The following is a 24,754-nucleotide window of genomic DNA, read 5'->3' on the forward strand; positions in this document are numbered from 1 at the left end:
CGCAGCCGGCGGCCCGGCGGAGCCGGTTTCGCGGCTGCTCACGAAGGGCGGCGCGGCGCCGGCTGCGGCTATCTCTTAACGACCGCGTAGCGCTGCAGCGTGCGGTCGCGCGCCTCGGCATGGTCGACGATGGGCTTGGGGTAGGTCTCTCCCAGCTTCACGCCTGCGGCCACGAGTTCCAGCGGCTTGGCTGTCCATGGCGCATGGATGTCCGCATTGGATAGCTTGGCGAGTTGGGGCAGGTAGCGGCGGATGAACTTGCCTTCGGGGTCGAAGCGCTCGCTTTGCGTCACCGGGTTGAAGATCCGGAAATACGGCTGTGCGTCGCAACCGCTGGAACTCGCCCACTGCCAGCCCCCGTTGTTCGAGGACAGCTCGAAGTCGTTGAGATGCCCGGCAAAGTAGCGCTCGCCGCGCCGCCAGTCGATCCCCAGGTCCTTGCAGAGAAAGCTCGCGACCACCATCCGCAGGCGGTTGTGCATGTAGCCGGTCTGGTTGATCTGGGCCATGGCCGCGTCGACGAGCGGATAACCGGTGCGGCCCTTGCACCAGGCTTCGAAAAGCATGTCCGCGTGTTTGCCGTGGTGCCACTGGATCTTGTCGTACTCGGGCCTGAAGCTACGCGACTCGCCGCCCGCTGCCACGTACGGATGATGCGCGAGGATCTGGAAATAGAAATCGCGCCAGATCAGTTCGCTGAGCCAAGTCCCCGCACCCGGATCGCCCTGCAGCGTCAGCTGGTGCGCGATGCCTGCGAGCTGGCGAATCGAGACGGTGCCGAAGCGCAGGTGCACGCCGAGGTAGCTCGGCCCGCGCACGGACGGAAAGTCGCGCGTCTGGTGATAGCGGTCGATGCGCTGGAAGAAGTCGTCGAAGAGCGCGGCGCCGCCCTGGCTGCCGGTGGGGATCTCCAGTTGGTCGAGGTTGCTTTTCTCGAAGCCAATCTCGGCAAGCGGCGGCACCGGGCCCTTGAACTTCTCCGGCACCGGCGCCAGCGCATCGGCATAGCTGCGCACCGGGTAGGGTTTCAGGTAGAAGGTGTCGACCTTGGAAAGCCAGGCGCGCTTGTAGGGCGTGAAGACGGTGTAGGGCTGTCCTGCCTGGGTCAGGACCTCGTCGCGCTCGAAGACGGAATGGTCCTTGTAGGTGTGGAAAGCCACGCCGCCGTTTGCCAGTGCGCCGAGGACCTTGGCGTCGCGCGCCAGCGCGTCGGGCTCGTCGTCGCGGTTGGCGAAAACGGCCTGCACGTCCAGCGTGCGTGCGAGCTGACCGATCTCGTCCTCGGCGACGGCATGGCGAATGATCAGGCCCCCACCCAGCGACCGCAGTTCGGCGTCCAACTCGACCAGCGATTCCCGGATGAACTCGACGCGCCGGTCCACGCGGGGGAGCGAATCGAGGATCGCGCGATCGAAAACGAACACGCACACCACCTGCCGGCACGCGCGCAGGGCCTGGTAGAGCGCCGCGTTGTCGTCCACTCGCAGATCGCGGCGAAACCACATCAACCCCTTGGGATATGTTTTGTCGACGGCCAGTAAAATCGGCGGCATGGCCTCCGATTCTGCCCCGATGAACCTTACGCATCATTTTCTGATTGCGATGCCGGGTCTGGAAGACAAGGCCTTCAGCCGCAGCGTGGTCTACCTCTGCGAGCACAGCGAGCGCGGCGCGCTCGGCCTCGTCATCAACAAACCCAGCGACATCAATCTCAAGGTGCTGTTCGAGAAGATCGAACTGCACCTCTCCAGCCCCGAACTCGGCAAGGCTCCCGTGTTCCAGGGCGGCCCGGTGCAGACCGAGCGCGGCTTCGTCCTGCATGAGCCGGTTTTCGCCCAGGCGGACAAGCCCAACGAGTCGGTCTACGCATCGACCATGACGATCCCTGGCGGCCTCGAAATGACGACCTCCAAGGACGTGCTTGAAGCGCTCGCCACCGGGGCCGGTCCGCGCAAGGTGCTGGTTTCGCTGGGCTACGCGGCCTGGGGCGAGGGCCAACTCGAGTCCGAACTGGCCGAGAACAGCTGGCTCACGGTCGGCGCCGATCCCGCGGTGATCTTCGACACGCCGATCGAACAGCGCTACGACAAGGCGCTGTCGCTGCTGGGGCTGGAGGCGTGGACCCTGTCGCCGGACGCGGGGCACGCATGAGCGCAGCGCCGGGCCGCCCCAAGCAAGCTCGCACCCCCTTGGGGGGCAGCGTGGACACGAAGTGCCAAGCGTGGGGGCGCGCATGAGCGTTACGGCGATGCCCGACGCTACCCCTCCGGTTTCCGTTCCCTCCCATTTTCAAAGCTTCCTGGCCTTCGACTTCGGCCAGAAGCGCACCGGCGTCGCGAGCGGCAATCGTTTGCTCAGAACAGCGACGCCGCAAGCCACCATCAAGGCCGAAGGCGATGCGCGTTTCGCGCAAGTGGAGGCCCGTATCCGCGATTGGCAGCCCGATGCGCTGGTCGTCGGCGTGCCCTATCACCCCGACGGCGCGCCACACGACAACACCCGCGCCGCTCAACGCTTTGCCCGGCAACTGCACGGCCGCTTCAAGCTGCCCGTGTACGAGGTCGACGAACGCTACAGCACGACCGAGGCGCTCGCCTTGGGCGCGCGCGATGCCGACGCCGCGTCGGCCTGCATCATTCTTGAACAGTTCCTGAGGAGCCTTCCGTGAACTCCATCCCTGACGCCGAAGCGCTCTACGTCGAGTTGCTCCGCGGCGTGAAATCCCTGATGCGCCAGGACACGCGCCTGGTCGGCATCACCTCCGGCGGCGCATGGCTGGTCGAGCGCCTGCAGAAGGACCTGGGCCTGGCCGGTGCGCCAGGCATCATTTCCTCGGCCATGCACCGAGACGACTTCGCACGGCGCGGGCTGGCCGCCAGCGCGCAGACGACGCTGCCTTTCGACGTCAACGGCGCCGACGTGCTTCTCCTCGACGACGTGCTCTACACGGGCCGCACGATCCGCGCGGTGCTCAACGAGCTGTTCGATTTCGGCCGGCCTGCCTGCGTGCGCCTGGCGGTGCTGATCGACCGAGGCGGCCGGGAACTGCCGGTGGCCGCGGATTTCTCGGCCCAGCGCCTCGAACTGCCGGCAACCCAATTGCTCGCGCTCGCACGCAGCGACAAGGGCGCCTTCAGCTTCAAGGTAGAGGAAAACACCTGATGCTCTACAAACGAAACCCCCAGCTCAACAAGCACGGCGAGCTGATCCACCTGCTCTCGATCGAGGGCTTGCCGAAGGACATCGTCACCCACATCCTCGACACCGCCGCGAACTTCACCAGCGTGAGCGACCGCGAGGTGAAGAAGGTGCCGCTGCTGCGCGGCAAGAGCGTGTTCAATCTGTTCTTCGAGAACTCGACGCGCACGCGCACCACCTTCGAGATCGCGGCCAAGCGGCTGTCGGCGGACGTGATCAACCTCGACATCGCGCGCTCGTCGGCGACCAAGGGCGAATCGCTGCTCGACACCATCGCCAACCTGAGCGCGATGGCCGCCGACCTGTTCGTGGTTCGCCACAGCGAATCGGGCGCGCCCTACCTGATCGCGCAGCACGTGGCGCCGCACGTGCACGTGGTGAATGCCGGCGACGGCCGCCACGCGCACCCGACGCAGGGTCTGCTCGACATGTACACGATCCGTCACTACAAGAAGGACTTCGCGAATCTCACGGTCGCGATCGTCGGTGATGTGCTGCATTCGCGCGTGGCGCGCTCCGACATCCATGCCCTCACCACGCTCGGTTGCGCCGAGGTGCGCGTGGTCGGCCCCAAGACGCTGGTGCCCACAGACATGGCGCAGATGGGCGTGCGGGTGTGCCACACGCTGGAGGAGGGCATCAAGGACTGCGACGTCATCATCATGCTGCGCCTGCAGAACGAGCGCATGAGCGGCGCGCTGCTCCCGTCGTCGCAAGAATTCTTCAAGACCTTCGGCCTCACGCCCGAGAAGCTGCAGCTGGCCAAGTCCGATGCCATCGTGATGCATCCCGGGCCGATCAACCGCGGCGTGGAAATCGACTCTGCCGTGGTCGACGGCCGGCAGAGTGTGATCTTGCCGCAGGTCACTTTCGGCATCGCCGTGCGAATGGCGGTCATGAGCATCGTCGCGGGTAACGAAGCATGAGCAACATCCTGATCACCAACGGTCGCGTCGTCGACCCCGCATCCGGCCTGGACCGGAAAGCCGACGTGGCGATCGCCGACGGCAAGGTCTTCGCCATCGGCGACGTCTCCAGCGAATTTCGCGCGGAGCGCACGCTCGACGCGCAGGGCTGCCTCGTCGTGCCCGGACTGGTCGACCTTGCCGCCAGACTGCGCGAGCCCGGCTATGAGCATGAGGGCATGCTCGAAAGCGAAATGGGCGCGGCCGTCGCCGGCGGCGTGACCAGCCTGGTCTGCCCGCCGGATACCGACCCGGTGCTCGACGAGCCCGGCTTGGTCGAGATGCTCAAGTTCCGCGCCGAGAAGATGCGGCGCGCGCGGCTCTTCCCGCTCGGCGCGCTCACGCGCAGCCTCGCGGGCGAGGTGCTGACCGAGATGGCCGAACTTACCGAGGCCGGCTGCATCGGTTTCGGCCAAGCCGACATTCCGCTGGGCAACACGCAGGTGCTGCAGCGCGCACTGCAGTACGCCAGTACCTTCGGCTACACCGTGTGGCTGCGCCCGCAGGACCGCGACCTGGGCAAGGGCGTCGCAGCCAGCGGTCCGCTCGCCACACGGCTGGGGCTTGCGGGCGTGCCGGCCGCGGCCGAGACGATCGCGATCTTCACCATCATCGAACTCATGCGCAGCACCGGCGCGCGCGTGCACCTGTGCCGCCTGTCGAGCGCGGGCGGCGTGGCGCAAGTGCGTGCGGCCAAGGCCGAGGGCTTGCCGCTGACCTGCGACGTCAGCATCAACTCTTTGCATCTCGTGGACACGGACATCGGCTATTTCGACAGCCGTGCGCGCCTGAATCCGCCGCTGCGCCAGCAGCGCGATCGCGATGCGCTGTCGGCCGGCCTGGCCGACGGCACCATCGATGCGCTGGTGTCTGACCACACGCCGGTGGAGGCCGATGCCAAGACGCTGCCCTTTGCCGAGAGCGAGCCTGGCGCGACCGGCCTCGAACTCCTGCTGCCGCTCGCATTGCTGTGGGGCGAGCAGAGCGGTGCGGGCCTGGCGCGCGCCATCGAAGTGGTGAGTTCCGGGCCCGCCAAGCTGGTCGGCGCCCAAGGGGTGGGCCGCCTGATGAAGGGCGGCGCGGCGGACCTCTGCGTCGTCGATCCTGCACTTGAATGGCAGGTGCAGCCCGAAGCGCTCAGGAGCCAGGGCAAGCACACGCCCTTCGGTGGCTACGCCATGCACGGCCGTGCCCGCTTCACGCTGGTGGGCGGACGCATCGTCCACGGCTAGCGCAAACAGCATGCACGCCTTGTCCGCGAGCCTCAAGCTCTTGCGCGCGCTCGCGAACGTGTTTGCGGGCTGGTGGATCATCCGCACGCAGTTCCCGCACCTGTCGCCAGCGGAGCGAGAACAGCGCGTGCAACAGTGGTCCGAGCGGATGCTCAACCTGATGGGGATCAGCCTGACGGTGCAGGGCACGCCGCCCGACCGAGGACCGGTGCTGCTGGTGTGCAACCACCTGTCGTGGCTGGACATCCTCACGATTCATGCGGCGCGGCACGTGCGTTTCGTGTCCAAGTCGGTGGTGCGGCACTGGCCGGTGATCGGCACCTTGTCGACCGGTGCCGGCTCCCTCTACATCGAGCGCGAACGGCGGCGCGACGCGGTGCGCGTGGTGCATCACATGACTGAAGCTTTGCGCGAAGGCGACGTGATCGCGGTCTTCCCGGAAGGCACGACCAGCGATGGCCACGGGCTGCTTCCTTTCCATGCCAATTTGCTTCAGGCGGCCATCTCGTCCGGTGCGCCCGTCCAGCCGGCCGCGCTGCGCTTCGCCGATGCGGCCACCGGAGAAACCAGTTACGCGCCGCGTTACATCGGCGACGACAGCCTCTTGACCTCGGTGTGGAACACGCTGAAGGCACCCCCGCTGCTGGCGATCGTGCGCTTCGGCGAGCCCCAGTCTTCGCACGGACGCGATCGACGCGCCTGGGCAAAGAGCCTGCACGCCGACGTCCAGGACCTGCGCCGCGAATTGAAGTAGAGCTCGCCCCCAGGCTTCGCCCACTTCGTGTCGCTTCGCCTACCCCCTGCCGGGGGCAAATACCTGCGGGCAATGACGCCGCCGCAAAAAAACAGCGCCCCGAGAGGCGCTGTATAACGGCGCCGGGTAGCGCCGGGAGGAGGAATCGTTACCCAGTAATCAAAGGACGCCAAAGACCTTCAGGCCGATGATCACCACGAGCGGAACGCCGCAGAGCCAAAGGATGATGCTTTTCATGAAGGTCTCCGGTTGGTGTGTGTGAACTCACCTTAGTCAAGCGCCGAGGCGCCCGATGCCGGAAAAGACAATGGGACGGCGTGGTCCCTTGCCTACAGGCTGTCTCAGCGCTGGAGCAGTCCCAGATAGTGGTCGAGCATCTGGAAATGGTCGTCCAGGAAGCGATCCTCGCGCGCGCACAGGTCGGAAATGGCCGTCCATTCGGCCGCGGCGGCATCGTCATCCGCACGCAGGGCAGGGAGTTGGCGCTCGCCCAGATCGAAGAAATGGCCGTGCGTGATGGTGCGTCCGCGCGCACTCCGGTCGGGTTGATCGAACACGTCCGCGGCCTTCAGGCAGGCGCGCAGGACATCGGGCGACAACGCGAGGTGCGTTTCCTCCTCCAATTCGCGAAGGGCAGCCTGCAATGTCGTTTCGCGCTGTTCCAGGAAACCACCGGGGACTGCGAAGAGGCCCTTGCCCGGCGCCTGTCCACGCTCGATCAGCAACACCTGATCCTGGCACTTCACGACGCAATCGACCGTGACCAGCACGGGCGGATAGGGCGCCGCGGCCCATGACGCCTCGTACTGCCTGAGCAACTCGGCCTCCTGTGCGAGCGCCTGGAAATGGGGCTGCGTGCTCCATGCGCGGAGGAAGTCGATCGTGCCGGCCGGCCATTCGCCAGCGAGCGACGTCAACGCCGCGTCGGGCGCGGCGAAGAGCGCATCGCGCATCGCGCTTGCGCGCCGCACCGGCACGCCGTCGGCGGCAAGCAAAGTCCAGTCCGGAAAGGCTCGGAGGTACTCGCGGGTGGCGTCCCGGAAATGGCCGACCAGTGCGATCGAGGGTGGAGGCCCCGCACCGCCACCGGTCAACACTTGCGCGACCTCGCGCCGTACGGCGTTGACCCACCGCGTCTCGTCGAAATAGTCACGGACCGGGACGAAGCGCAGGCGCGCGCGCTCCTCCTCGGGCACTGCGTGGCGGATCATCTCGGCGCGCTCCTGCCAACTGAACGGGTGCTTGGGCGAAAGCGCCTGGAAGGCTGATCCGATCACCACCACCACGTGAGGCGCCGCATCGAGTGCCAGCCTCAGAAGTGACAGGTGCCCGTTGTGGAAGGGCTGGAAGCGGCCGATGAGAACCGCGAAGTCGTGCGGCGCCGGGGAGTTGGAGGCGGTCATGCGGGGGCGTGTGCGGATGTTCAAGTCCACACGATACGCGCCCCGGCAGGCCGGAGACCCTGACGCCTCAGGAGCGCTTGACCAGCATCGCTCCCAGCGCGAAGACGGAATTCGGCGCGTTGACCCGGAGCGGCGGCCGTGTGGCCGCAGGGACGACGGGCGCGCGCAGCGGGCGTTCGCGCTCGATCAGCACGCCGCGAGCGATCTGCTCGTCGACCAGGCTCTGCAGCGTGACCGAATCCAGAAATTCGATCGCCCGGCGATTGACGGCGGCCCACAACTCGTCCGTGGTGCAGCGCTTCACCGCGCCCGGGACTTCGTTCAGCGGCCTCGACTCCTGATCGATATCGCCGTCGATGGCCAGGATGATCTGCGCCACGGTGATCTCGGCCGCCTTGCGGCCGAGCGAGTAGCCGCCGCCCGGTCCTCGCGTCGATTCGACCAGTTCGTGGCGCCGCAGCTTGGCGAAGAGCTGCTCCAGATGCGACAGCGAAATCCTCTGGCGTTGGCTGATGGAAGAGAGGTTGACCGGGCCCATGCGGCCTCGGAGTGCCACGTCGATCATGGCAGTGACGGCGAAGCGACCCTTGGTGGTTAGACGCATCGGTGATTCTTTCAATAGGGACAGGGGGCGCATCGGGGGCGCGCGGACGCGCCGATGCAGAGCGCTCGCATCGAGAGACGGGGAGCCGGAGGGCTCTCGAGGCGGCGAGCCTTAGAGGATGAAGGCGCGATCGCGCGGTGGCCGCTTGGGCTGCGCGAGGAAAGGCGAAGGCGTGGCGCTCATGGCCGGTTGCGGCACTGGCTCCGAGGCGAACACGGCGAGAAAGGCCTGAACTCCGCCCGTTGCGGCCTCGGTGCAGCCCGAGTTGGCTTCGTCCTGGAGCGCGGATGCGTCCTCGGTGTCATCCACCGGCGCGTCGACGCTGGCAGACAGGTCAAGCTGCACCTGTGTCAGGCTGGCGCCGCCGTGATCGCGCGAATGCGTCGAACCGTGGGCAACGGCCGCGAAACCGAAGCAAGACAGTACGAAAGCGATGAAAGAGGCGGCGAGCCAGCGGGGCATGTGGCGATGATTTTATGGCATGGCACAGTCCGGGCGGCCGGAGGAAAGCTCAGGGGCTTCCCGGACCGACGACGCCTTCAGTCCGGCTTGATGTTGGCCCGCGAGATCACTTTTTTCCAGCGCGCCTGTTCCGATGCGATGAACTGCGCAAACTGCTCCGGTGTGCCGCCGACGGCTTCGGCGGCGTCACCGCGAAGCCGCTCCGTCGCCGCTGGCGACCGGACGGCCTTCATGGTTTCGGCGGACAGCTTCGCCACGTTGGCAGGCGCCATGCTCGCCGGGGCGAGCATCCCGTACCACTGCGTCATCTCGAAGCCGGGGAAGCCCTGCTCCGCCACCGTGGGGACATCGGGCAACTGCGGCAGGCGCTTGGCGGAACCAGTCGCGATGCAGCGCACCTTGCCGGACTTGATGAAGGGAATGATGGCCGCCGCACCGATCGCCGAAGCGTCCAGCCGGCCGGACAGCAAGTCGGTCAGCATCGGGCCCGTGCCGCGGTACGGCACATGCAGCATGAAGATGCCCGAGGTCATCTTCAGGTATTCGAAAGCGAGATGACCGGCACTGCCGTTGCCCGCGGAGCCGTAGCTCAGCTTGCCGGGCTTGGACTTGGCGTAGGCGATGAACTCGGTGAGATTCCTGGCCGGCACGTCGGGATGCACCACATACAGGCTGGGCACCTTTGCCAGCAGGCTGACCGGCTTGAAGTCCTTGTTGGGGTCGTACGGCAGCTTGTCGAAGATGAACGGATTGACCGCCAGCGTGCCGATGTGCCCGAGGATGATGGTGTGCTGATCCTCGCTGCGCGCGACTTCCGCCATCGCGATGTTGCCCGCTGCGCCGGGCTTGTTGTCGACGAAGACACTCTGGCCGAGCGTGTTGGAAAGCTCCGCGGCGGTGGAGCGTGCGACGATTTCCGAGCTTCCGCCGGGTGCGAAGGGGACCACGAAACGCACGGACTTGGTCGGCCAGGTGGCCTGGGCCGATGCCAGCGATGGGAGGAGGCCGCCAAGCCCCAGCGAGCCTCCGGTCTGGAAGAGCCGACGCCGCGTGAGGCGGGTGCCGGCCAGTGAATCTTCGGAATTCGTGTGCATCGTCGTGTCTCCATGGCTTTGTGCAAGGCTCGCATCTTGCACTCAGTCGGTAGCGATGCATGGGTCGGTGCGCTCAAGGGCTGCGCGGTGACGGACGCGACGTGCGAAGCGGCTTTGTTGAAGCCTGCGAAACGCCCGTGCTTGCTGCTCCGTGGTGCCCTCGACAGGAATCGAACCTGTATCTGAGTCTTAGGAGGACCCCGTTCTATCCATTGAACTACGAGGACGAGAGCGGCCGCAACTTTACCAGTTCAGTTGAAGTGCATCGTGTAGATCAGGTCGACGCCGCTGGGCTGGCCCGCCTGGGCGCGGAGGGTGAGGCGGCGGGTCAGGTCGTAGAAGATGAACAGCGTGCCCAAGGTGCCCGCCAGGCTGCGCTCATAGGTGATGTAGAAATCCCTCGCGACGCGCTTGCCGACGGTCACGGCGGAGTCGCGCACTTCGCCGCTGCCTCCCGGGCCCCTGAAGCCGATCTCGTCGAGTCCGAAGCGGCTCGCAAGCCCGCCGCCGGTGCCGCCGCTGCCGAGCCCTCCGAGCAGCGCCAGCGCGGCCTGCTGCAGGATCACCGATTCGCCGCCGCTGGTGGCCGATGCGCGGCCCAGCATGAGCCATGAGAGCGTTTCCTGGTCGGAGAGTTGCGGCGACGAATACAGCCGTACGCGCGGCGATTGCGCGGTGCCGGTGATGGCGACGCCGGCCCGCTGGCTGATGTTGGGGCGGATCGCCAGGACGTCGAGCTGCGGGTTGTCGAACGGGCCGTTGAAGCGCGCAACGCCGGTTTCGATGGTGAGCTGCTGCCCGTAGGCGCGGAACTGGCCACTGACGGTACGCACTTCCCCGGTGATGCGCGGCGGGGCATTCAGTGCGGTGCTGCGGATGTCGAGCTTGCCCTCGAGCCGCGTCGTGACGCCGCGTCCCTGCACGGCGAAGTCGTTGCCGAGGTCGAAGTTGACGGCGATGTCGGGCGGCTTCGCGGTCTGGGCCTTGGCCACTTCGGCCTGATTGGCTGCGGCCCGACGTTCGGCCTCCTCTGCGGCTTGGCGGTCGATGGCGGCCGAACGCACCACCACGTCGCTGCCGAGGCTGGGCGCGGTCTGCTCGGGCAGGATGATGACGGCGCGATCGGTCCTGAGGTCGCCGCGCACGGTGAACTGGCCGCTTTCGAGTCGCGCCTGAACGTCGCCCGAGAGCGTGACCTGGCGATCGGCCCGTACCAGCACGCGCAGAGCGCGCAGCTGGGCCTGCAGGGACATGCGGATGCCGGTGCCGGCGCCAGGGGCGGGCGCAGAGCCCCAGGAGAGATCGCCGCGCGCCGAGAGGGTGCCGCCGTCTCGCGATGCCTCGCTGGCGGCGGTACTCAGGTTGCCGCTCTGGCCCGGAATGCGGGTCTGGCTGCCGACGCCGCCCTTGAGGGTGAATTCGTTGATCTCGACGCGGTTGCCTTCGAGCCTGGCGCGCAGGCTTCCATCGCGAAGGTCCAGGCCCTCGACCAGCGCGCGCACCGCGAGCTGGTCGGCGTTCAGCGTGCCGCCCCAGCGCGGCTCGGTACGGCTGCCCGACAGCGTGGCATCGGTCTGCAGCGTGCCGGCCACCCGCCAGCCGGGCGGCGCGAGCATTGACCAGACGCCCAGGTTGGGCATGCGGGCGGTGACGCGGCCTGCCAGTGGCGCATCGGGTGCCCATTGCCAGCCGCCCTGGCGTTGCAGCACGCGTGTGCTGGCCTCGATGCGGATCTCGCCGGCGCGCTCGCTGTCCCACGCGAGATGGCCGCGCACCGTGTCGCCTTCGGCGTCGACCGTCAGCTCGGCCTGGCGCAAGCCGGCGGGCGTGCTGGCGCCGGGGCCGGCCGCGTCCATGGTGATTTCGCTCGGAGTACCGGTGCCGCGGCTGGTAATGCGCGTGACCAGCGCGGCCTCGCCGGCCTGCACGCGAAGGTCCCCGCTCTTGCGAGTGACCCGGGCGCGGGCGCGCAGGGTGTCGCCGGCGTCGATGTCCCAGTCGCCGTCGAACACCAGGTCGCCGCTGAAGCCGACCTGGGCGAGTGCGTTGCCTTCGCCGAAGGCTTCGGCCCATGCCATGGGCAGCCCCTGCATCCGGCCCTTGGATTGGACGCGGAACGCGAGGTTGGGCGCCGTGCCGCTTCGGCCGAAGCGCAACGGCTCCCAGTCGATCTGCACCGTGCCCGGCAAGGGGCCGCGCAGCGTGGCGGCTGCGGCGGAGGCTTCGACCTCGAGCCGCGGATTGGTGCCCGGGACGTTGCGGATCGTCGCGCTGACGGCGCGGCTCAGTTCCACGGTCCATGGGCCGGGGCGCGTGCTGTCATGAGCCTGCAAATGCAGGCTGGCGAGCGCTGCGCGCCACTGGTTCTCGCGTTCGATACCGCCGCTGCCTCGGGTGTCGAGCGTGATCTTCCGCGTGCCGCTCGTGGCTTCACCCTTCAGCGCCAGGGTGGCCTGGGCCAGGCTACCCGACAGTTCCGCGCGCACGCCGTTGAAGGTGATGGCGGTCGGGCTTTCCGCCGCGGTGGGCGGCGCAAGCCGCAGGTCCAGCTTGGGCACAGTCAAAGTCGCCTGGAGCGTCGGTTCGGCGGCGCCGCGCGCGGGCGGTTCATTCGCGTTCTGGAAGCGGCGCTGCATGGCCTGCCATCCACCCTGCCATGCGGCGTCGAGGCGGGCGTTGCCATGCACAGTGGCGCCACCAAAGGGGTTGCTCAGTTCAGGCAGTGCCTCGATCCACGCCTGCATCGCGCCGGCATCGTCGACCTGGGCCCGGATCTGCCCGTTGCCGGTGGCGGGCGCGATCCGCCCCTGGATCTGCACCGTGCCGCCCGGCACGACGAGGTTCAGGTTGCCGTTGCCGGCCTGCTCGTCGACGAGCACTTGCAGGCGTCCATCGAGGCTGGCTCGCTGCGCTTCGATGCGCAGGGTGCGCAGGTCGAGCACCTTGTCCTTCCATTGGCCTTGCGCCTGCGCGCGTTCGAGTCGCAGGCCGTGCGAATCCCGGCTGCCCGCGCCGCCCTCGGCCCGTAGCGCGACATCGAAGCGCAGCGCTTCGCCTTGCTGGTCGGCCTTCACGGTGCCGGTTACCGGCGCGCCGGCGAGCTGCGTGTGCAGCGCGCCGAGCTGCACGCTGCGCACGGTGACGCGCGCCTGCCAGGGGGCGGGAGCGGGGCTCCAGTTGCCTTCGGCCTCGATGCGCCCGCCGCCCAGATGCACCGTGGCGGCTGGCAGCGTCCAGTTCGTGCCGTCGAAAGTGGTGCGCGCCTCGACTTGCTCGATCGGCAACTTGCCGGTGTCCCACGGGCCGGGCAGCGCGTTGCGAATGTCGGCGCTGGCCTTCCAGCCCTGAGTGCCGACCGTGGTGTCGGGGCCGGCCTCGATCTCGCCGGTGAGCTGGGTGGCGGGCGCTTCGGGCCAGAGGCGGGCCAGGTCGACGTTTTCGAGTTCGGCCTTGGCGTCGATCACGGGCTGCGGTTGCCAGGGCGCGATGTTCGCCTGCAGTTGCGCGCGCATGGGCGGCTCCGCGCTTTCCTCGACGGGCTGCAGGTGTGCGTCCACGGCGATGCGCGCGTCGGCGCCGGCGAGGTTGCCCTTCACGCTGGCTTCGGCCCGCACGTCGATGCTGCGGTCCTTGGCGAGCGATGCGCGCACGCGCCCGTTCATCGACGCTTCGATCTCCATCGGCGCCGGTCCCTGCAGCTTGAGCTTCGCGCCGTAGTGGCCGTCGGCGATGTCCACCCCCTCGATGTCGAGCAAATGGTGCGAGTCGGCATAGCGGTAACTGCCGGCGAGCATCGTCGCCTGCAGGGCCGGTGGTCCGGCCCAGCGCAGGTCGTCGATGCGGAACGGGATTTCGATCTCCACCGGCAGCACGATCTGCTGCAGCGGCTCGACCGGCTTGTCCTCGCGCTCGCCGCGTTGTTCGATCAGCACCTGGCCCGCGTGGACCTCGCCGAGTTGAACCCGGCGTCGCAGCAATGGCGCAAGTTGCCAGCCGATGCGAACGTCAGTCACCTCGACCGCGAGGCTCTCGCTTTCCCATCGCAGCCAGCCGATGCGCCCGCCCGCGCGCAACGAGCCGGTGACGTCACGGCTCTCCAGCGTCTGGTTGGCGGGCAGGTAGCGCGCGGTGCGTGCGAGGGCGAAGGCCAGCGATTCGTTCGTGCCCAGCCACCACCATGCGCCTGCAGCGAGCGCCAGCACCAGGACCACCAGCCCCGTCACGCCCCAGGCGAACATCCGCAACACGCGGCGGCCGAACGATCGGCGCGCCGGCGGCGCTGGCGTGAGCTCGGTGGAGGTTTCGGTCGCCATCGGTTTCAAAAAGTGAAGCCTAGTCGGAAGTGCAGCCTGAACTGGCTCACCTGGATGCCGTAGGCCACGTCGATCTGGACCGGGCCGATGGGGCTGCGCCAGCGCGCGCCGACGCCGACGCCCACCTGGGTCTGCATGTCGCGGGGATGGTCGGCCACCGCACCTGCGTCGACGAAGACGGCGCTTTCCCAGTCGGTCAGCTTTCCGTCGTAGACGAAGGGGCGTTGCCATTCGACGCTGGCAACGCCGAGGTAGCGGCCGGCGACCACGGTGCGGTCCGGCCTGACTTCACCGATGGACCGGTAGGCGTAGCCACGCACCGTGGTGTCGCCGCCCGTGAGAAAGCCCAGCGTGGCGGGAATCTGCGCTGTGTCGCTCGCGACCACAGCCCCCAGTTCGCCGCGCAGTTGGATGCGGCCGCGGCGCGCCTCGGTGCGGTCCGCGTTTTCAACCGTGCCGAAGGGAACGAACCCGACCCAGCGCGCATAGGTCCGGGTGAAGGGCGCGCGTTCGCCGGTCAGCGTGTACCCCGCGCCGAGCTCCAGCGAAATGCCTTGGCCGCGGGTCGGTGCGGCGGCGTTGTCGAAGTAGCGCCCGGTCCAGCCCCAGTTGAGGCTCAGCGCCGAGGCCGAGGGCGGCGGATCGAAACTCCCGTGGTTGCGTGCGTAGTCGTATTGCAGGAACAAGCTGCGGTCGATGTGGTCGCTGGCCTGGCTGCGGCCGCCGCGCAGGCGTCCACTGTCGACCTTGTAGCTGCCCGAGACCTCGCTCTTGAGCTGCGCCGACCCGAACGACCGCCAGCCGCTGTCGTCGGGGATGGCTGCCCACTCGGTGCCGAGCGATTGCTTGTCCCGGTCGAGGTAGAGCCCGGACACCGCGCGCCACCCCAGGATCGGCATGCTGTTGTGAATGTGGTCCAGCGACAGCCGCAGGCCGCTGTCGGTCGTGAAGCCCACGCCGCCCACGATTTTCTGGAGCGGTGCTTCCCGCACTTGCGCGATCACGGGCGCAAGCAAGGGATCGGTATCGTTCGTATCGAGCGTGAGGAACACCGATTCGAAGTAGCCGCTGCCCGCCAGGCGCTGCTGCGCATCGAGCAACTGCTGCCGGTCATAGTCGGCCCCGGAGGGAACGCGCGCGAGCCGGCGCACGCTGTCCGCGTCGAGGCGCTCATTGCCCTGCACCACCAGCGGCCCGAAGCGGTAGGCCGGGCCGGAATCGAGCGTGACGCCCAGCTTCGCCTCGCTGCGGTCGGCGTCGATCTCGGCGCGGCTCGTGAGGATGCTGCCGGTGGCGTATCGCCTGGCCGTCAGGTTGCGCAGGGCGGCGGCCTTGGCGCCGTCCCACGCCTGCTGGTTGAAGGGCTGGCCGGCGCGCATCGGCCATTCGACGCGAATCGCGTCGCGTCGCGGCTCGGACGCCTTGTCCTCCGCGATGGGCCCGTTGAAGTCGATCTGCACATTGCTCACGCGCGTGAGTTCGCCGGGCACCACCGTGATCTTCACTTCGCGCGGCGCCTTCGCGCCAGGCGTTTCGCGCAGTTCGAGCGTGAGGGTGGGGGTGAAGTAGCCGACGGTGTTGAGCAGTTCGCGCGCGTTGGCTTCGGCGGCGACCATCAGCCGCGACAACTCGATGGCGCCGAGGTCGTCGAGTTGGCGGTAGCGCTGGATTTCGAGGTTGCGCACGAGAAAGTCGCGCACCGAGTCGGGGGCTTGCACGTCGACGGTGAACGCTTCACCGCCCTTGGACTCGCGGCCCTCCCCGGCCACCGGGCTCGCGGCCGTGTCCGTCTCTGCTGCCTCCTTCGAAGGCAGCAGGCTACAGCCCTGCAAAAGAAGGACGCCTGCAAATAACAACGCCGGCGTCCAAGCCGGCGTGAGAAGACGGACCATCCCAAGCATGCGGGCATTTTGACAGCATGCGGATCGGCTCCAGGGCCCGCCGCCCCGACAAGTGGTCTGGCGGGATCAGCGGCCGGTGATTCTTCGGCCCAGGGCCCAGATCACGGGCGGCACGATCATGCGGGCGAAGGTCTTGACCCGATCCACCTGCGCCGGCCGCATGAACACCGACGCAGACTCGTCGCCGTGCTGCTTGCCGGCGAGCTGGCTGGTGTAGTAGTACGCCGCCACCGAGCGGCGAGGGCGCCCATCAGGCGTTTGCAGGGGCTTGGTATGCCCGTGGTAACTCTTGGGACCGTGCGGCATCAGGATGGTCCGACCGAACTCTGGCTGGACCCTGGTCACGCAATGATTGACCTTCTTGTCCCACAGTTCCAACTCCGAGCCCCACTCTGGATCCCATCCCTTGTTCAGGTAGGTGATGAACACCATTTCGTTTTTCAGCCCCAGGTGGCGGTGGCGGTTGAAATCGCGATGCACCGCAAAGGTCGCCCCGTTGCGGCTCTCATGCAGCCCGCCGCCGAAGAGCTTGGGGTCCGGGAGCAGGTAGGGCACGTCCGTGACGCAGGACAGCCACTCGGTGAACCAGCCCGAATTGACGATGTTGAAGTACAGCTGGGTTGCCGGGCCCAGCGTCACCCCGAGGACCGAGCGCCGGGTGCATTCGTACTTGCTCTTGATGTCCGCCCAGCCGGAGGCGGGAAGCATGTCGAATTCCTCGGCGACCAGTTCCAGCAGGGCCGGGTGAAAAATGCCGTCGAGAACCAGATGCGGGAACGGCTTGGCATCGAGCAGCCGGTGTCGGAGTCGCTGGCGGTATTCGGGAACGAACAGTGCCTCGTCGACCAGTTCGTCGATGGGCAGGTGCACGCCGCGGATGCTGATGAAGTCAGGCGGCGTCTTGTAGAGCGTGCGGCTCGAATCCGCTGGCACAGGCTGTTCACGAACCGGTGGCTCTACGGGGAAGGACAGCAGGGCAGACACGGCGACACCTCCTCCGGATTCATGTGGAACGTACTTCTTTTGAATCCTTAAGTGTTAAATGTAATGGGAAAAAGCGTCGTGTGACAATTTTTCAAGTTCTACATCGATTTGTAAGCCGTCTACTCCCTCCGATGTAGGAGGCGGCGCTGAGGTGCTGTACTACTTGGAAAGCAACCGCATCGCGTCTTCGAGTCCCCGGAGAGTGAGCGGATACATGCGGTGCGAAACGAGTTGTTGCATCACGGCGATGCTCTGCCGGTACTGCCAGACGCCCTGCGGCTCGGGATTGATCCAGGCGAACTTCGGAAAGGCGTGCGTGAGGCGCTGCATCCATTCGGCGCCGGCTTCCTCGTTGTTGTATTCGACGCTCCCGCCGGGCTGCAGGATCTCGTAAGGACTCATCGTCGCGTCGCCCACGAAGATCAGCTTGTAGTCCTTGTTGTACTTGCGAATGATGTCCCAGGTCGCGAACTTCTCGGAGTAGCGGCGGCGGTTGTTCTTCCACATGAAGTCGTAGACGCAGTTGTGGAAGTAATAGAACTCCAGGTGCTTGAACTCGGTCTTGACGGCCGAGAACAGTTCTTCGACGCGCTGGATGTGCTCGTCCATGGTGCCGCCCACGTCCATCAGCAGCAGCACCTTCACGTTGTTGTGCCGCTCCGGCACCATCTTGATGTCGAGATAGCCTGCGTTGGCCGCGGTCGAGCGGATGGTGTCGTCCAGGTCCAGCTCTTCCTCATGGCCTTCGCGTGCGAACTTGCGCAGCCGCCGCAGCGCGATCTTGATGTTGCGCGTACCGAGTTCCTGGCTGTCGTCGTAGTCCTTGTAGGCGCGCTGGTCCCAGACCTTGACCGCGCTCTTGTTCTTGCCGGCGCCGCCGATCCGCACGCCTTGCGGGTTGTAGCCGCCATGGCCGAAGGGCGAGGTGCCGCCCGTGCCGATCCATTTGTTGCCGCCCTCGTGCCGCTCCTTCTGTTCCTCGAAGCGCTTCTTGAGCGTTTCCATGAGCTCGTCCCAGCCCATCTTCTCGATCTTGGCCTTTTCTTCGGCGGTGAACTCGCGTTCCAGCGTCTTGCGCAGCCAGTCGAGCGGCACTTCCTTGGTGAAGTCGGCCAGCATCTCGACGCCCTTGAAATACGCGGCAAAGGCGCGGTCGAACTTGTCGTAGTGCTTCTCGTCCTTCACCAGGGCGGTGCGCGACAGGTAATAGAAGTCGTCGAGGCCGAAGGCGCCGTCGGAGTTGGGTCCGACGACGTCGGCCTGCAGGGCTTCGAGCAGCGTCAGGTATTCCTTGACCGATACCGGAAGCTTCGCGGAGCGCAGGGTGTAGAAAAAGTCGATCAGCATGGCGAATCACTCCCGGGGCGAAGGGTTCGTGCGGGGCTTGTCCAGCAGGTAGAGCAATTGGGCGCGCACCTCGGGCCACTCGCCCGAGCGCAGGCTGTACATCACCGTATCGCGGATGGTGCCGTCGCGGCGCAGCGCATGGCCGCGGATCACGCCGTCTTTCCTGGCGCCCAGGCGTTCGATGGCGCGCTGCGACGCGTGGTTGAAGTTGTCGGTGCGCCAGCCCACCACGTGGCAGTCCAGCGTATCGAAGGCATGCGTGAGCATCAGCAGCTTGCAGGTGGTGTTGACATGCGTGCGCTGGCAGCGCTTCGCGTACCAGGTGTAGCCGACCTCGACCCGCTTCACGGCCGGCAGGATGTCGTGGAAGCTGGTGGTGCCGAGCACCTCGCCGCCGGCCTCGTCGGTCACGGCGAAGGCGAAGCGGTTGCCGGCCTCGCGCATCTGCAACGCGCTCTCGATGTAGCTGCGCGTGTCCTTCGGCTCGGGCACCGAGGTCACGCGGAGTTTCCACAACTCGCCATCGGCCGCAGCGGCGCGAAGGCCTTCCTCATGATCCAGCGTCAGCGGGACCAGCGAGATGCCGCGCGCACTGAGCGTGACAGGCTCGACGAATGCCATCCTCAACTCCTCGGAGAACCGTATTTACGTGTGTACCAGGCGCGTGCAAAGTGCACGCCGCCACCGCCGCCCAGGCCGATCAGCAGGATGCCGGCGATGGCGTTGTTGCTGTAGCCGCCGGGCCCTAGCGCGTCGAAGCCGAGCACAAGCCCGAGCCACCGGCCCAGCAATGCGCCGACAACGAACAGCACCGCCTGCGCGACGCCGAGCAGCATCAACTGGCGGGTGGGCTGGCGGCTTTCGCTCATCGGTTGTTGCGTTGCATGAAGACGAGCTTTTCGAACAGGGTCACGTCCTGCTCATTCTTGAGCAGCGCACCCACCAACGGCGGCACGGCGACCTTGTCGTCCTTGCTCTGCAGCGCTTCGAGCGGAATATCTTCGGCGACCAGCAGCTTGAGCCAATCGAGCAGTTCGGAGGTCGATGGCTTCTTCTTCAGGCCGGGCAGGTTGCGCACGTCGTAGAAGGTCTTCATCGCCGAGGTGAGCAACTCCTGCTTCAGCCCGGGGAAGTGCACCCCCACGATGTTCTTCATCGTTTCCGCGTCGGGGAACTTGATGTAGTGGAAGAAGCAGCGGCGCAGGAAGGCGTCAGGCAGCTCCTTCTCGTTGTTGGAAGTGATGAACACCACCGGCCGGTGCTTGGCGCGGATCAGTTCGCGCGTCTCATAGCAGTAGAACTCCATGCGGTCGATCTCGCGCAAGAGATCGTTTGGAAATTCGATGTCAGCCTTATCGATCTCGTCGATGAGCAGCGCCACCGGCTCGTCCGACGTGAAGGCCTGCCACAGCACGCCCTTGACGATGTAGTTGTGGATGTCCTTCACGCGCTCGTCGCCCAACTGCGAATCGCGCAGGCGGCTCACCGCGTCATATTCATACAGGCCCTGCTGGGCCTTGGTGGTCGACTTGATGTGCCACTGGAGCAGCGGCAGGTTGAGTGCCTGTGCCACTTCTTCCGCGAGCATCGTCTTGCCGGTGCCTGGTTCGCCCTTGACGAGCAGCGGTCGTTTGAGCGTGATGGCTGCGTTGACCGCGAGCATCAGATCCGGTGTGGCGACGTAGTTGTCTGAACCCTTGAATTTCATGGATGGCGTAGTGCAGGGTGGTTGAAAGAACACAACATTGATCAGCGTTGCTGAGCGTTCCGACTGCCTCGCCGATAGGGGCCGCGAGGAGCCCCCATATAATCAAATGTTGATTTGAAATCTGTTTTCTCCACGAGATTGTGCGCGCAAAATGAACAAGTTGTTGACCACGATGTTTGCCCTTGCTGTCGCTTGCGTGACGGTCTCGGCCCAGGCCCAGAAGATCACGGGCAATGCTGAAGCCGGAGCGAAGAAGACGGCGATGTGCGTGGGTTGCCACGGCATCATCGGCTACCAGGCCAGCTTTCCCGAGATTCACAAGGTCCCGATGATCGCGGGCCAGAGCGCGACGTACATCGTCTCGGCGCTCACCCAATACAAGGGCGGCGAACGCAAGCACCCGACGATGCGCGCTATCGCCGACACGCTGAGCGAACAGGACATCGCCGACCTCGCCGCCTACTACAGCCAGCTCGGCGTCAAGGAAGGCGGCGCGCCGCCGCTCACCGTCGCCAGTCACCCGAGCGAAAAAGTGCAGTCGCTGATCGCACGCGACAAGGACAACGCCTGCACCAAGTGCCACGGCGCCAACTTCAACACGCCGAACGATGGCACGGTCCCGAAGCTCGCGGGCCAGCATGCCGACTACCTGTACGTCGCGCTCAAGTCGTACAAGGTCCAGAACCAGCACCAGCTCGGCCGCTCGAACGCTGTGATGAGCGGACAGGCCAAGAAGTACACCAACCCCGAAATCAAGGAGCTCGCCAGCTACATCAGCTCGCTGCCCGGTGAGTTGAAGACCGTGCCGGAGTCGCTCCTTCACGACCCCAAGTAAAGGTTCAGCCTTGCAAACAACAAAGCCCGCTTGCAGCGGGCTTTGTTGTTTCTGACGTGTGCCTCAGGGTGTGTCAGACGTCGAAGAACACCGTCTCCGCAGGGCCTTGCATATGGATGTCCAGGCGATAGGTCACCGCGCCGCCGGATTCGCTGCGCTTCGCGATCAATGTGTCGCGGCGTTCGGCCGGCACGCTGTTCAGCACGGCGTCCTTGGCATTGGCTTCGGCCTCGTCGCTGAAATAGATGCGCGTGAAGGTGTGCAGCAGCAGGCCGCGCATCAGAACGATCACATTGATATGCGGCGCTTCGCCAGCCGCTTCCGCACCCGGCTTGACCGTGTGGAACACGAAGCGATTCTGTGCATCCGTGCCCGTGCCCGCGCGGCCGAAGGCGCGAAAGCCGATGGCGCGTGCGTCGTCGACCGATTGCGGGTACTCGCCGGTGCCGTCGGGCTGGCTGATCTCGACCAGCGCGTCGTTGATCGGATTGCCGTCGCCGTCGATCACTCGGCCTTCGAGCCGGATGCGCTCGCCGCGTGCGCCGTCGAGCGCGAGGACCGCGTCGAAGGGCTGGTCGAAGTCATAGCCGTACTGCGTGGCGGTGAGGCCGTAGGCAAAGTAGGGGCCGACCGTCTGCGAAGGGGTCTGGCCGAAGTTGGTTTCGAGTGAGCTCATCATGATTCGGTGTCTCCTCAGCGGTTTTCGAAAGGCGTCTCGTCGGCGCCGCGCAGCACGATGTCGAACACGTAGCCTAGGGCGTAGCCGTCTTCCGTGACGTCGAGACTGAAGTCCGAGATCAGGCGGTTGCGCGTCTTCTCGGGGGTGCCGGTGACCATCGGGTCGTACTGCAGGAGCGGGTCGCCCGGGAAGTACATCTGCGTGACCAGCCGGCTGCCGAAGTGCTCGCCGAACAGCGAGAGATGGATGTGCTGCGGACGCCATGCGTTGGGGTGGTTGCCCCATGGGTAGGCGCCCGGCTTGATGGTCAGGAAGCGGTAGCGGCCTTCGTTGTCGGTCAGGCAGCGGCCGGCGCCCAGGAAGTTGGGGTCCAGCGGCGCATCGTGCTGGTCGACCTTGTGCACGTAGCGGCCGGCCGCATTGGCCTGCCACAGTTCGACCAGCGTATTGCGCACCGGGCGGCGGCGCTCGTCGAGCACCTGGCCGGTCAGGATCATGCGTTCGCCGAGCGGCTCGCCGTTGCGGCGCGCGTTGCGCGTGAGGTCATGGTCAAGCTCGCCGATGCTGCTGTGGCCGTAGACCGGCTGGCGCAGTTCACCCAGCGAAGCTTTGAGCGGGATCAGCGGCTGCGTCGGACCGCGCTTGGCCGTCGAACGGTAGCCGGAATAGATGTACGAGGGATGGCTGGGCCAGTCGCGCGGCGAAAGCTGGGGCAGCGCGCAGCTCTTGGGGGTGGAAGAAGGCATTCGACTTGTCTCCGGGATCGTGAGGGTGCCGGAACTGTATTCATGCGTAATGCTGATGTAAATTGACGGATTGACGATTTTTCATAACCAGCAGTAATTCAATGGCGGCCAGTTCCGAAGCCTTTGTCCGCGGCGTTCAGTTGCGGCATTTGCGCTGCCTCGTCGCGGTCGCGCAGGAGCGCCATCTGGCGCGCGCCGCCGAGCGGCTGGCACTAAGCCAGCCGGCCGTTTCCAAGACCCTCGCCGAACTGGAGGGACTGGCGGGCGCGCGGTTGGTGGAGCGCGGCAGCGCCGGACGGCGCGGTATCCAGGGCTTCACCGCGGCGGGCGAGCATCTGCTGGCGCATGCCTTGCGCGTGCTGGAGGCGTTGGACGCCAGCGCCGAGGCAGTGATGCCGTCCTCGGGTGCGCGGCCCCAGCGGCTTCGCATCGGTGCGCTGCCCAGCGTCGCGCCTTCCTTGCTGCCACCTGCGCTGGCCGCACTGCGCGAGCGGCTGCCGACCTTGCAGGTGCAGGTGCAGACCGGCGCCAACGCGCCCCTGCTCGATGCCTTGCGCGCCGGTGATCTGGACCTGGTCGCAGGCCGCATGAGCGATCCGCAGTTGATGACCGGGCTCACCTTCGAACTTCTCTATACGGAGCCGCTCGCCATCGTCGCCCGGCCGGGTCATCCGCTGGCCGGCGGCTCGCCATCGGTGCAGGACGTGCTGCGCCATCCGCTCGTGGTCTACGGCGAAGGCACGATCCCGCGCCATCACACCGAGAGCTTCCTCTCCGGACTGGGTTTGCGGCTGCCCGCGCACGTCACGCAGACGCTGGACCTGTCCGTCGCCCGCGCGCTGCTGGTCCGCTCGGACGCCATCTGGTTCACGCCGATCGGCGCCGCGTGGGACGACCTCGCGTCGGGCCACCTTGTGCGACTCGCGATCGACACGGCGGGCACCGAGGAACCCGTGGGCCTGCTGCTGCGCAGCGATGCCGAGCCGTCGGCCGCGCGGCAGACGCTGATTGCCCTGCTGCGCGAAGCCGGCGCGGATCAGTCGCGCGTGGCGCGCCGCTGAACGCATGCCACGTAGGCGTCGCCATCGGGCGGGCGGCCTGCGCGCTGGCTCTCCCACATCATCTGGCCGAGGCATTCCATCGCCTCGTGGTGCGCGTCGAGCAGCGAGTCGCGGCGCGCGGCCAGCAGTTCGACCGCCTGGCGAATGCCGCGCGGCTGGTCGATGGAGCATTGCTCGCTGATCGACAGATGCATCGACAGGTGCAGGAAGGGGTTCTCGCGCCCATCCTTGCCGTCGTAGACACGCGCCACCGCCGCGTCGGCGTCCGACAGGTCGGCGTGGTATTCGGGGTGCTCGTCGATCCAGCGGCTGGCGATGACTTCGAGCGCTTCCATCGGCTCGCCGCGGCGGCTCTTGGCGAAGACGTCGCAGAAGAAACGACGCACTTCCTCTTGGGAGGGATTGAACATGCGCCGAGGTTAGCACCGACCCTCAGTGCGGATCGGACGGGCCGCCTTACATTGCCAAGCCATGGACCGCCTCGAAAACATAGAGACATTCGTTCGCGTCGCGCAAACCCAGAGCTTCGCGGAAGCCGCGCGGCAGATGCGCGTGGCCAAGTCGGTGGTCACCAGCCGCGTGAAGCAGCTCGAAGACCACGTCGGCGCGCCGCTCTTCCATCGCAGCACGCGCGTGGTGCGGCTCAGCGACGTGGGGCAGGCCTTCCTGCGCGACTGCACGGAACTGGTCGGGCGGGCCAACGACATCATGGACCAGATGCGTGACGCACGGGCCGGGCCGACGGGCACGCTGCGCATCCATGCATTGACCGGCTTCGTGCTCGGCCACTTCGCGACCTTGCTGCGCGCGTTCCAGGTCAACTTCCCGGACATCCATCTCGAACTGATCGTGAGCGATACGGTGGTGGATCCGGTCAAGGCCGGCGTCGATTGCGCGCTGCAGATCTTCCCGGCAGCGTCGACGGAGCTGGTGTCGCGCTCGCTCTTTCCGGTGCGCCGCGTGTTCTGCGCGACGCCCGAATACTTGCGCACGCGCGGAACGCCGGAAAGCCCGCGTGATTTGCACAAGCACACGCTCGGCCTCTATTCGGGCTACCCGACGCGCGACCGCTGGACCTTTCATCACGCGGACGAGCAGGTGACGATGTACATGAGCGCCGCCCTGCTCACCAACAGCGTCCACCTGCTGCGCGAATACGCGATGGAGCATGCCGGCATCGTCTGCCTGCCGACGCTGGTCGCGGGCGATTCGATCCTGCGCGGGGACTTGCAGGTCGTGCTGCCGGAGCACCAGCTGTCTTCGTTCTCGTTGAGCGCGGTCTATGCGGAAACATCGCGCAATGCCTTCAAGCTCAGGCTCTTCATCGAGCACCTCACCGCGGCATTCACGCGCGTGCCGCCGTGGGATGCGGCCATGATCGATCGCGGGCTTCTGCCGGAAGCGCTGATCGCGGACGCATGAACGCGGATCCGGCGTACGGCGCTACCATCGCGCTCATCCCATCCCC

The 24,754-nt window shown here is 66.6% G+C and carries 24 protein-coding genes and 1 tRNA gene; 9 read left to right on the forward strand and 16 right to left on the reverse strand.

What is annotated here, in order from left to right:
- Positions 1 to 68: 68 nt before the first annotated feature.
- Positions 69 to 1,553: a cryptochrome/photolyase family protein gene (locus QTI24_RS13860; RefSeq protein ID WP_286601172.1), complete on the reverse strand. Its 1,485-nt coding sequence runs from the start codon at positions 1,551 to 1,553 to the stop codon at positions 69 to 71.
- Between QTI24_RS13860 and QTI24_RS13865 the strand changes: the two genes are divergently transcribed.
- The 6 genes from QTI24_RS13865 to QTI24_RS13890 all read left to right on the forward strand — a co-directional run bounded on the left by QTI24_RS13865 (position 1,552) and on the right by QTI24_RS13890 (position 6,149).
- A complete protein-coding gene (locus QTI24_RS13865) occupies positions 1,552 to 2,151 on the forward strand; it encodes a YqgE/AlgH family protein (protein ID WP_286567882.1) in 600 nt (199 codons plus the stop codon). The two genes, QTI24_RS13860 and QTI24_RS13865, sit on opposite strands and share 2 nt — an antisense overlap.
- 97 nt (positions 2,152 to 2,248) lie before the next feature.
- Positions 2,249 to 2,668, forward strand: coding sequence for a Holliday junction resolvase RuvX (gene ruvX / locus QTI24_RS13870; RefSeq protein WP_286601173.1), 420 nt, complete (start codon positions 2,249 to 2,251; stop codon positions 2,666 to 2,668).
- Positions 2,665 to 3,162 (forward strand): bifunctional pyr operon transcriptional regulator/uracil phosphoribosyltransferase PyrR, encoded by a 498-nt coding sequence (pyrR, locus tag QTI24_RS13875; protein ID WP_286601175.1) that lies wholly within the window; start codon positions 2,665 to 2,667, stop codon positions 3,160 to 3,162. Before ruvX ends, pyrR begins: the two co-directional genes overlap by 4 nt.
- Entirely contained in the window at positions 3,162 to 4,124 is a 963-nt protein-coding gene (locus tag QTI24_RS13880) for an aspartate carbamoyltransferase catalytic subunit (RefSeq protein ID WP_286567879.1), read from the forward strand. Before pyrR ends, QTI24_RS13880 begins: the two co-directional genes overlap by 1 nt.
- Positions 4,121 to 5,395, forward strand: coding sequence for a dihydroorotase (locus QTI24_RS13885; RefSeq protein ID WP_286601177.1), 1,275 nt, complete (start codon positions 4,121 to 4,123; stop codon positions 5,393 to 5,395). Before QTI24_RS13880 ends, QTI24_RS13885 begins: the two co-directional genes overlap by 4 nt.
- Positions 5,396 to 5,405: 10 nt before the next feature.
- Positions 5,406 to 6,149, forward strand: coding sequence for a lysophospholipid acyltransferase family protein (locus QTI24_RS13890; protein WP_286601179.1), 744 nt, complete (start codon positions 5,406 to 5,408; stop codon positions 6,147 to 6,149).
- Positions 6,150 to 6,490: 341 nt separating this feature from the next.
- On the opposite strand, the gene QTI24_RS13895 is transcribed toward QTI24_RS13890, so the two are convergent.
- The 12 genes from QTI24_RS13895 to QTI24_RS13950 form a co-directional block, all read right to left on the reverse strand.
- Entirely contained in the window at positions 6,491 to 7,552 is a 1,062-nt protein-coding gene (locus QTI24_RS13895; protein ID WP_286601180.1) for an NUDIX domain-containing protein, read from the reverse strand.
- A gap of 67 nt (positions 7,553 to 7,619) precedes the next feature.
- Complete coding sequence (locus tag QTI24_RS13900; RefSeq protein ID WP_286601181.1) at positions 7,620 to 8,156, reverse strand: Rrf2 family transcriptional regulator; 537 nt, start codon at positions 8,154 to 8,156, stop codon at positions 7,620 to 7,622.
- A 111-nt stretch (positions 8,157 to 8,267) separates the two neighbouring features.
- Positions 8,268 to 8,618, reverse strand: a complete 351-nt coding sequence (locus QTI24_RS13905) for a hypothetical protein (protein ID WP_286601182.1) — start codon at positions 8,616 to 8,618, stop codon at positions 8,268 to 8,270.
- 77 nt (positions 8,619 to 8,695) lie between these two features.
- On the reverse strand, positions 8,696 to 9,712 hold the full coding sequence (locus QTI24_RS13910; RefSeq protein ID WP_286601183.1) for a Bug family tripartite tricarboxylate transporter substrate binding protein: 1,017 nt from the start codon (positions 9,710 to 9,712) through the stop codon (positions 8,696 to 8,698).
- A 152-nt stretch (positions 9,713 to 9,864) separates the two neighbouring features.
- A tRNA-Arg gene (locus tag QTI24_RS13915) sits at positions 9,865 to 9,939 on the reverse strand.
- 24 nt (positions 9,940 to 9,963) lie between these two features.
- The gene (locus tag QTI24_RS13920) at positions 9,964 to 14,025 is read right to left on the reverse strand and encodes a translocation/assembly module TamB domain-containing protein (protein ID WP_286601184.1); all 4,062 of its coding nucleotides are present in this window, start codon (positions 14,023 to 14,025) and stop codon (positions 9,964 to 9,966) included.
- A gap of 5 nt (positions 14,026 to 14,030) precedes the next feature.
- Positions 14,031 to 15,926, reverse strand: a complete 1,896-nt coding sequence (locus tag QTI24_RS13925; RefSeq protein ID WP_286601186.1) for an autotransporter assembly complex protein TamA — start codon at positions 15,924 to 15,926, stop codon at positions 14,031 to 14,033.
- Positions 15,927 to 15,992: 66 nt separating this feature from the next.
- Entirely contained in the window at positions 15,993 to 16,910 is a 918-nt protein-coding gene (locus QTI24_RS13930) for a 2OG-Fe(II) oxygenase (protein WP_286601187.1), read from the reverse strand.
- 159 nt (positions 16,911 to 17,069) lie between these two features.
- Positions 17,070 to 18,257, reverse strand: a complete 1,188-nt coding sequence (locus QTI24_RS13935) for a vWA domain-containing protein (protein WP_286601188.1) — start codon at positions 18,255 to 18,257, stop codon at positions 17,070 to 17,072.
- Positions 18,258 to 18,263: 6 nt separating this feature from the next.
- Positions 18,264 to 18,878: a GNAT family N-acetyltransferase gene (locus QTI24_RS13940; RefSeq protein ID WP_286601189.1), complete on the reverse strand. Its 615-nt coding sequence runs from the start codon at positions 18,876 to 18,878 to the stop codon at positions 18,264 to 18,266.
- A gap of 2 nt (positions 18,879 to 18,880) precedes the next feature.
- Positions 18,881 to 19,126 carry a hypothetical protein gene (locus QTI24_RS13945; RefSeq protein ID WP_286601190.1) on the reverse strand — a complete coding sequence of 82 codons (246 nt, stop codon included), beginning with the start codon at positions 19,124 to 19,126 and terminating at the stop codon, positions 18,881 to 18,883.
- Positions 19,123 to 19,965, reverse strand: a complete 843-nt coding sequence (locus QTI24_RS13950) for an AAA family ATPase (RefSeq protein ID WP_286601191.1) — start codon at positions 19,963 to 19,965, stop codon at positions 19,123 to 19,125. The genes QTI24_RS13945 and QTI24_RS13950 overlap by 4 nt, the downstream gene beginning before the upstream one ends.
- A 151-nt stretch (positions 19,966 to 20,116) precedes the next feature.
- Between QTI24_RS13950 and QTI24_RS13955 the strand changes: the two genes are divergently transcribed.
- Positions 20,117 to 20,800, forward strand: a complete 684-nt coding sequence (locus QTI24_RS13955; RefSeq protein WP_286601192.1) for a c-type cytochrome — start codon at positions 20,117 to 20,119, stop codon at positions 20,798 to 20,800.
- A 73-nt stretch (positions 20,801 to 20,873) separates the two neighbouring features.
- Here the strand turns inward: QTI24_RS13955 and pcaG are convergent, their stop codons facing one another.
- On the reverse strand, positions 20,874 to 21,479 hold the full coding sequence (gene pcaG / locus QTI24_RS13960; protein WP_503011255.1) for a protocatechuate 3,4-dioxygenase subunit alpha: 606 nt from the start codon (positions 21,477 to 21,479) through the stop codon (positions 20,874 to 20,876).
- Positions 21,480 to 21,493: 14 nt separating this feature from the next.
- Positions 21,494 to 22,225, reverse strand: a complete 732-nt coding sequence (gene pcaH / locus QTI24_RS13965) for a protocatechuate 3,4-dioxygenase subunit beta (RefSeq protein ID WP_286601193.1) — start codon at positions 22,223 to 22,225, stop codon at positions 21,494 to 21,496.
- 101 nt (positions 22,226 to 22,326) lie between these two features.
- Here pcaH and QTI24_RS13970 point away from each other — a divergent pair, with 101 nt between their 5' ends.
- The gene (locus tag QTI24_RS13970) at positions 22,327 to 23,286 is read left to right on the forward strand and encodes a LysR substrate-binding domain-containing protein (RefSeq protein ID WP_286601194.1); all 960 of its coding nucleotides are present in this window, start codon (positions 22,327 to 22,329) and stop codon (positions 23,284 to 23,286) included.
- Here QTI24_RS13970 and QTI24_RS13975 read toward each other — a convergent pair.
- On the reverse strand, positions 23,262 to 23,696 hold the full coding sequence (locus QTI24_RS13975; protein WP_028249464.1) for a DUF1841 family protein: 435 nt from the start codon (positions 23,694 to 23,696) through the stop codon (positions 23,262 to 23,264). The genes QTI24_RS13970 and QTI24_RS13975 overlap by 25 nt on opposite strands.
- Before the next feature lie 61 nt (positions 23,697 to 23,757).
- Between QTI24_RS13975 and QTI24_RS13980 the strand changes: the two genes are divergently transcribed.
- A complete protein-coding gene (locus QTI24_RS13980; RefSeq protein ID WP_286601196.1) occupies positions 23,758 to 24,708 on the forward strand; it encodes a LysR family transcriptional regulator in 951 nt (316 codons plus the stop codon).
- Positions 24,709 to 24,754: the final 46 nt, after the last annotated feature.

Origin of the sequence: Variovorax sp. J22P240, assembly GCF_030316855.1 — a bacterium.
Lineage (GTDB): Bacteria > Pseudomonadota > Gammaproteobacteria > Burkholderiales > Burkholderiaceae_C > Variovorax.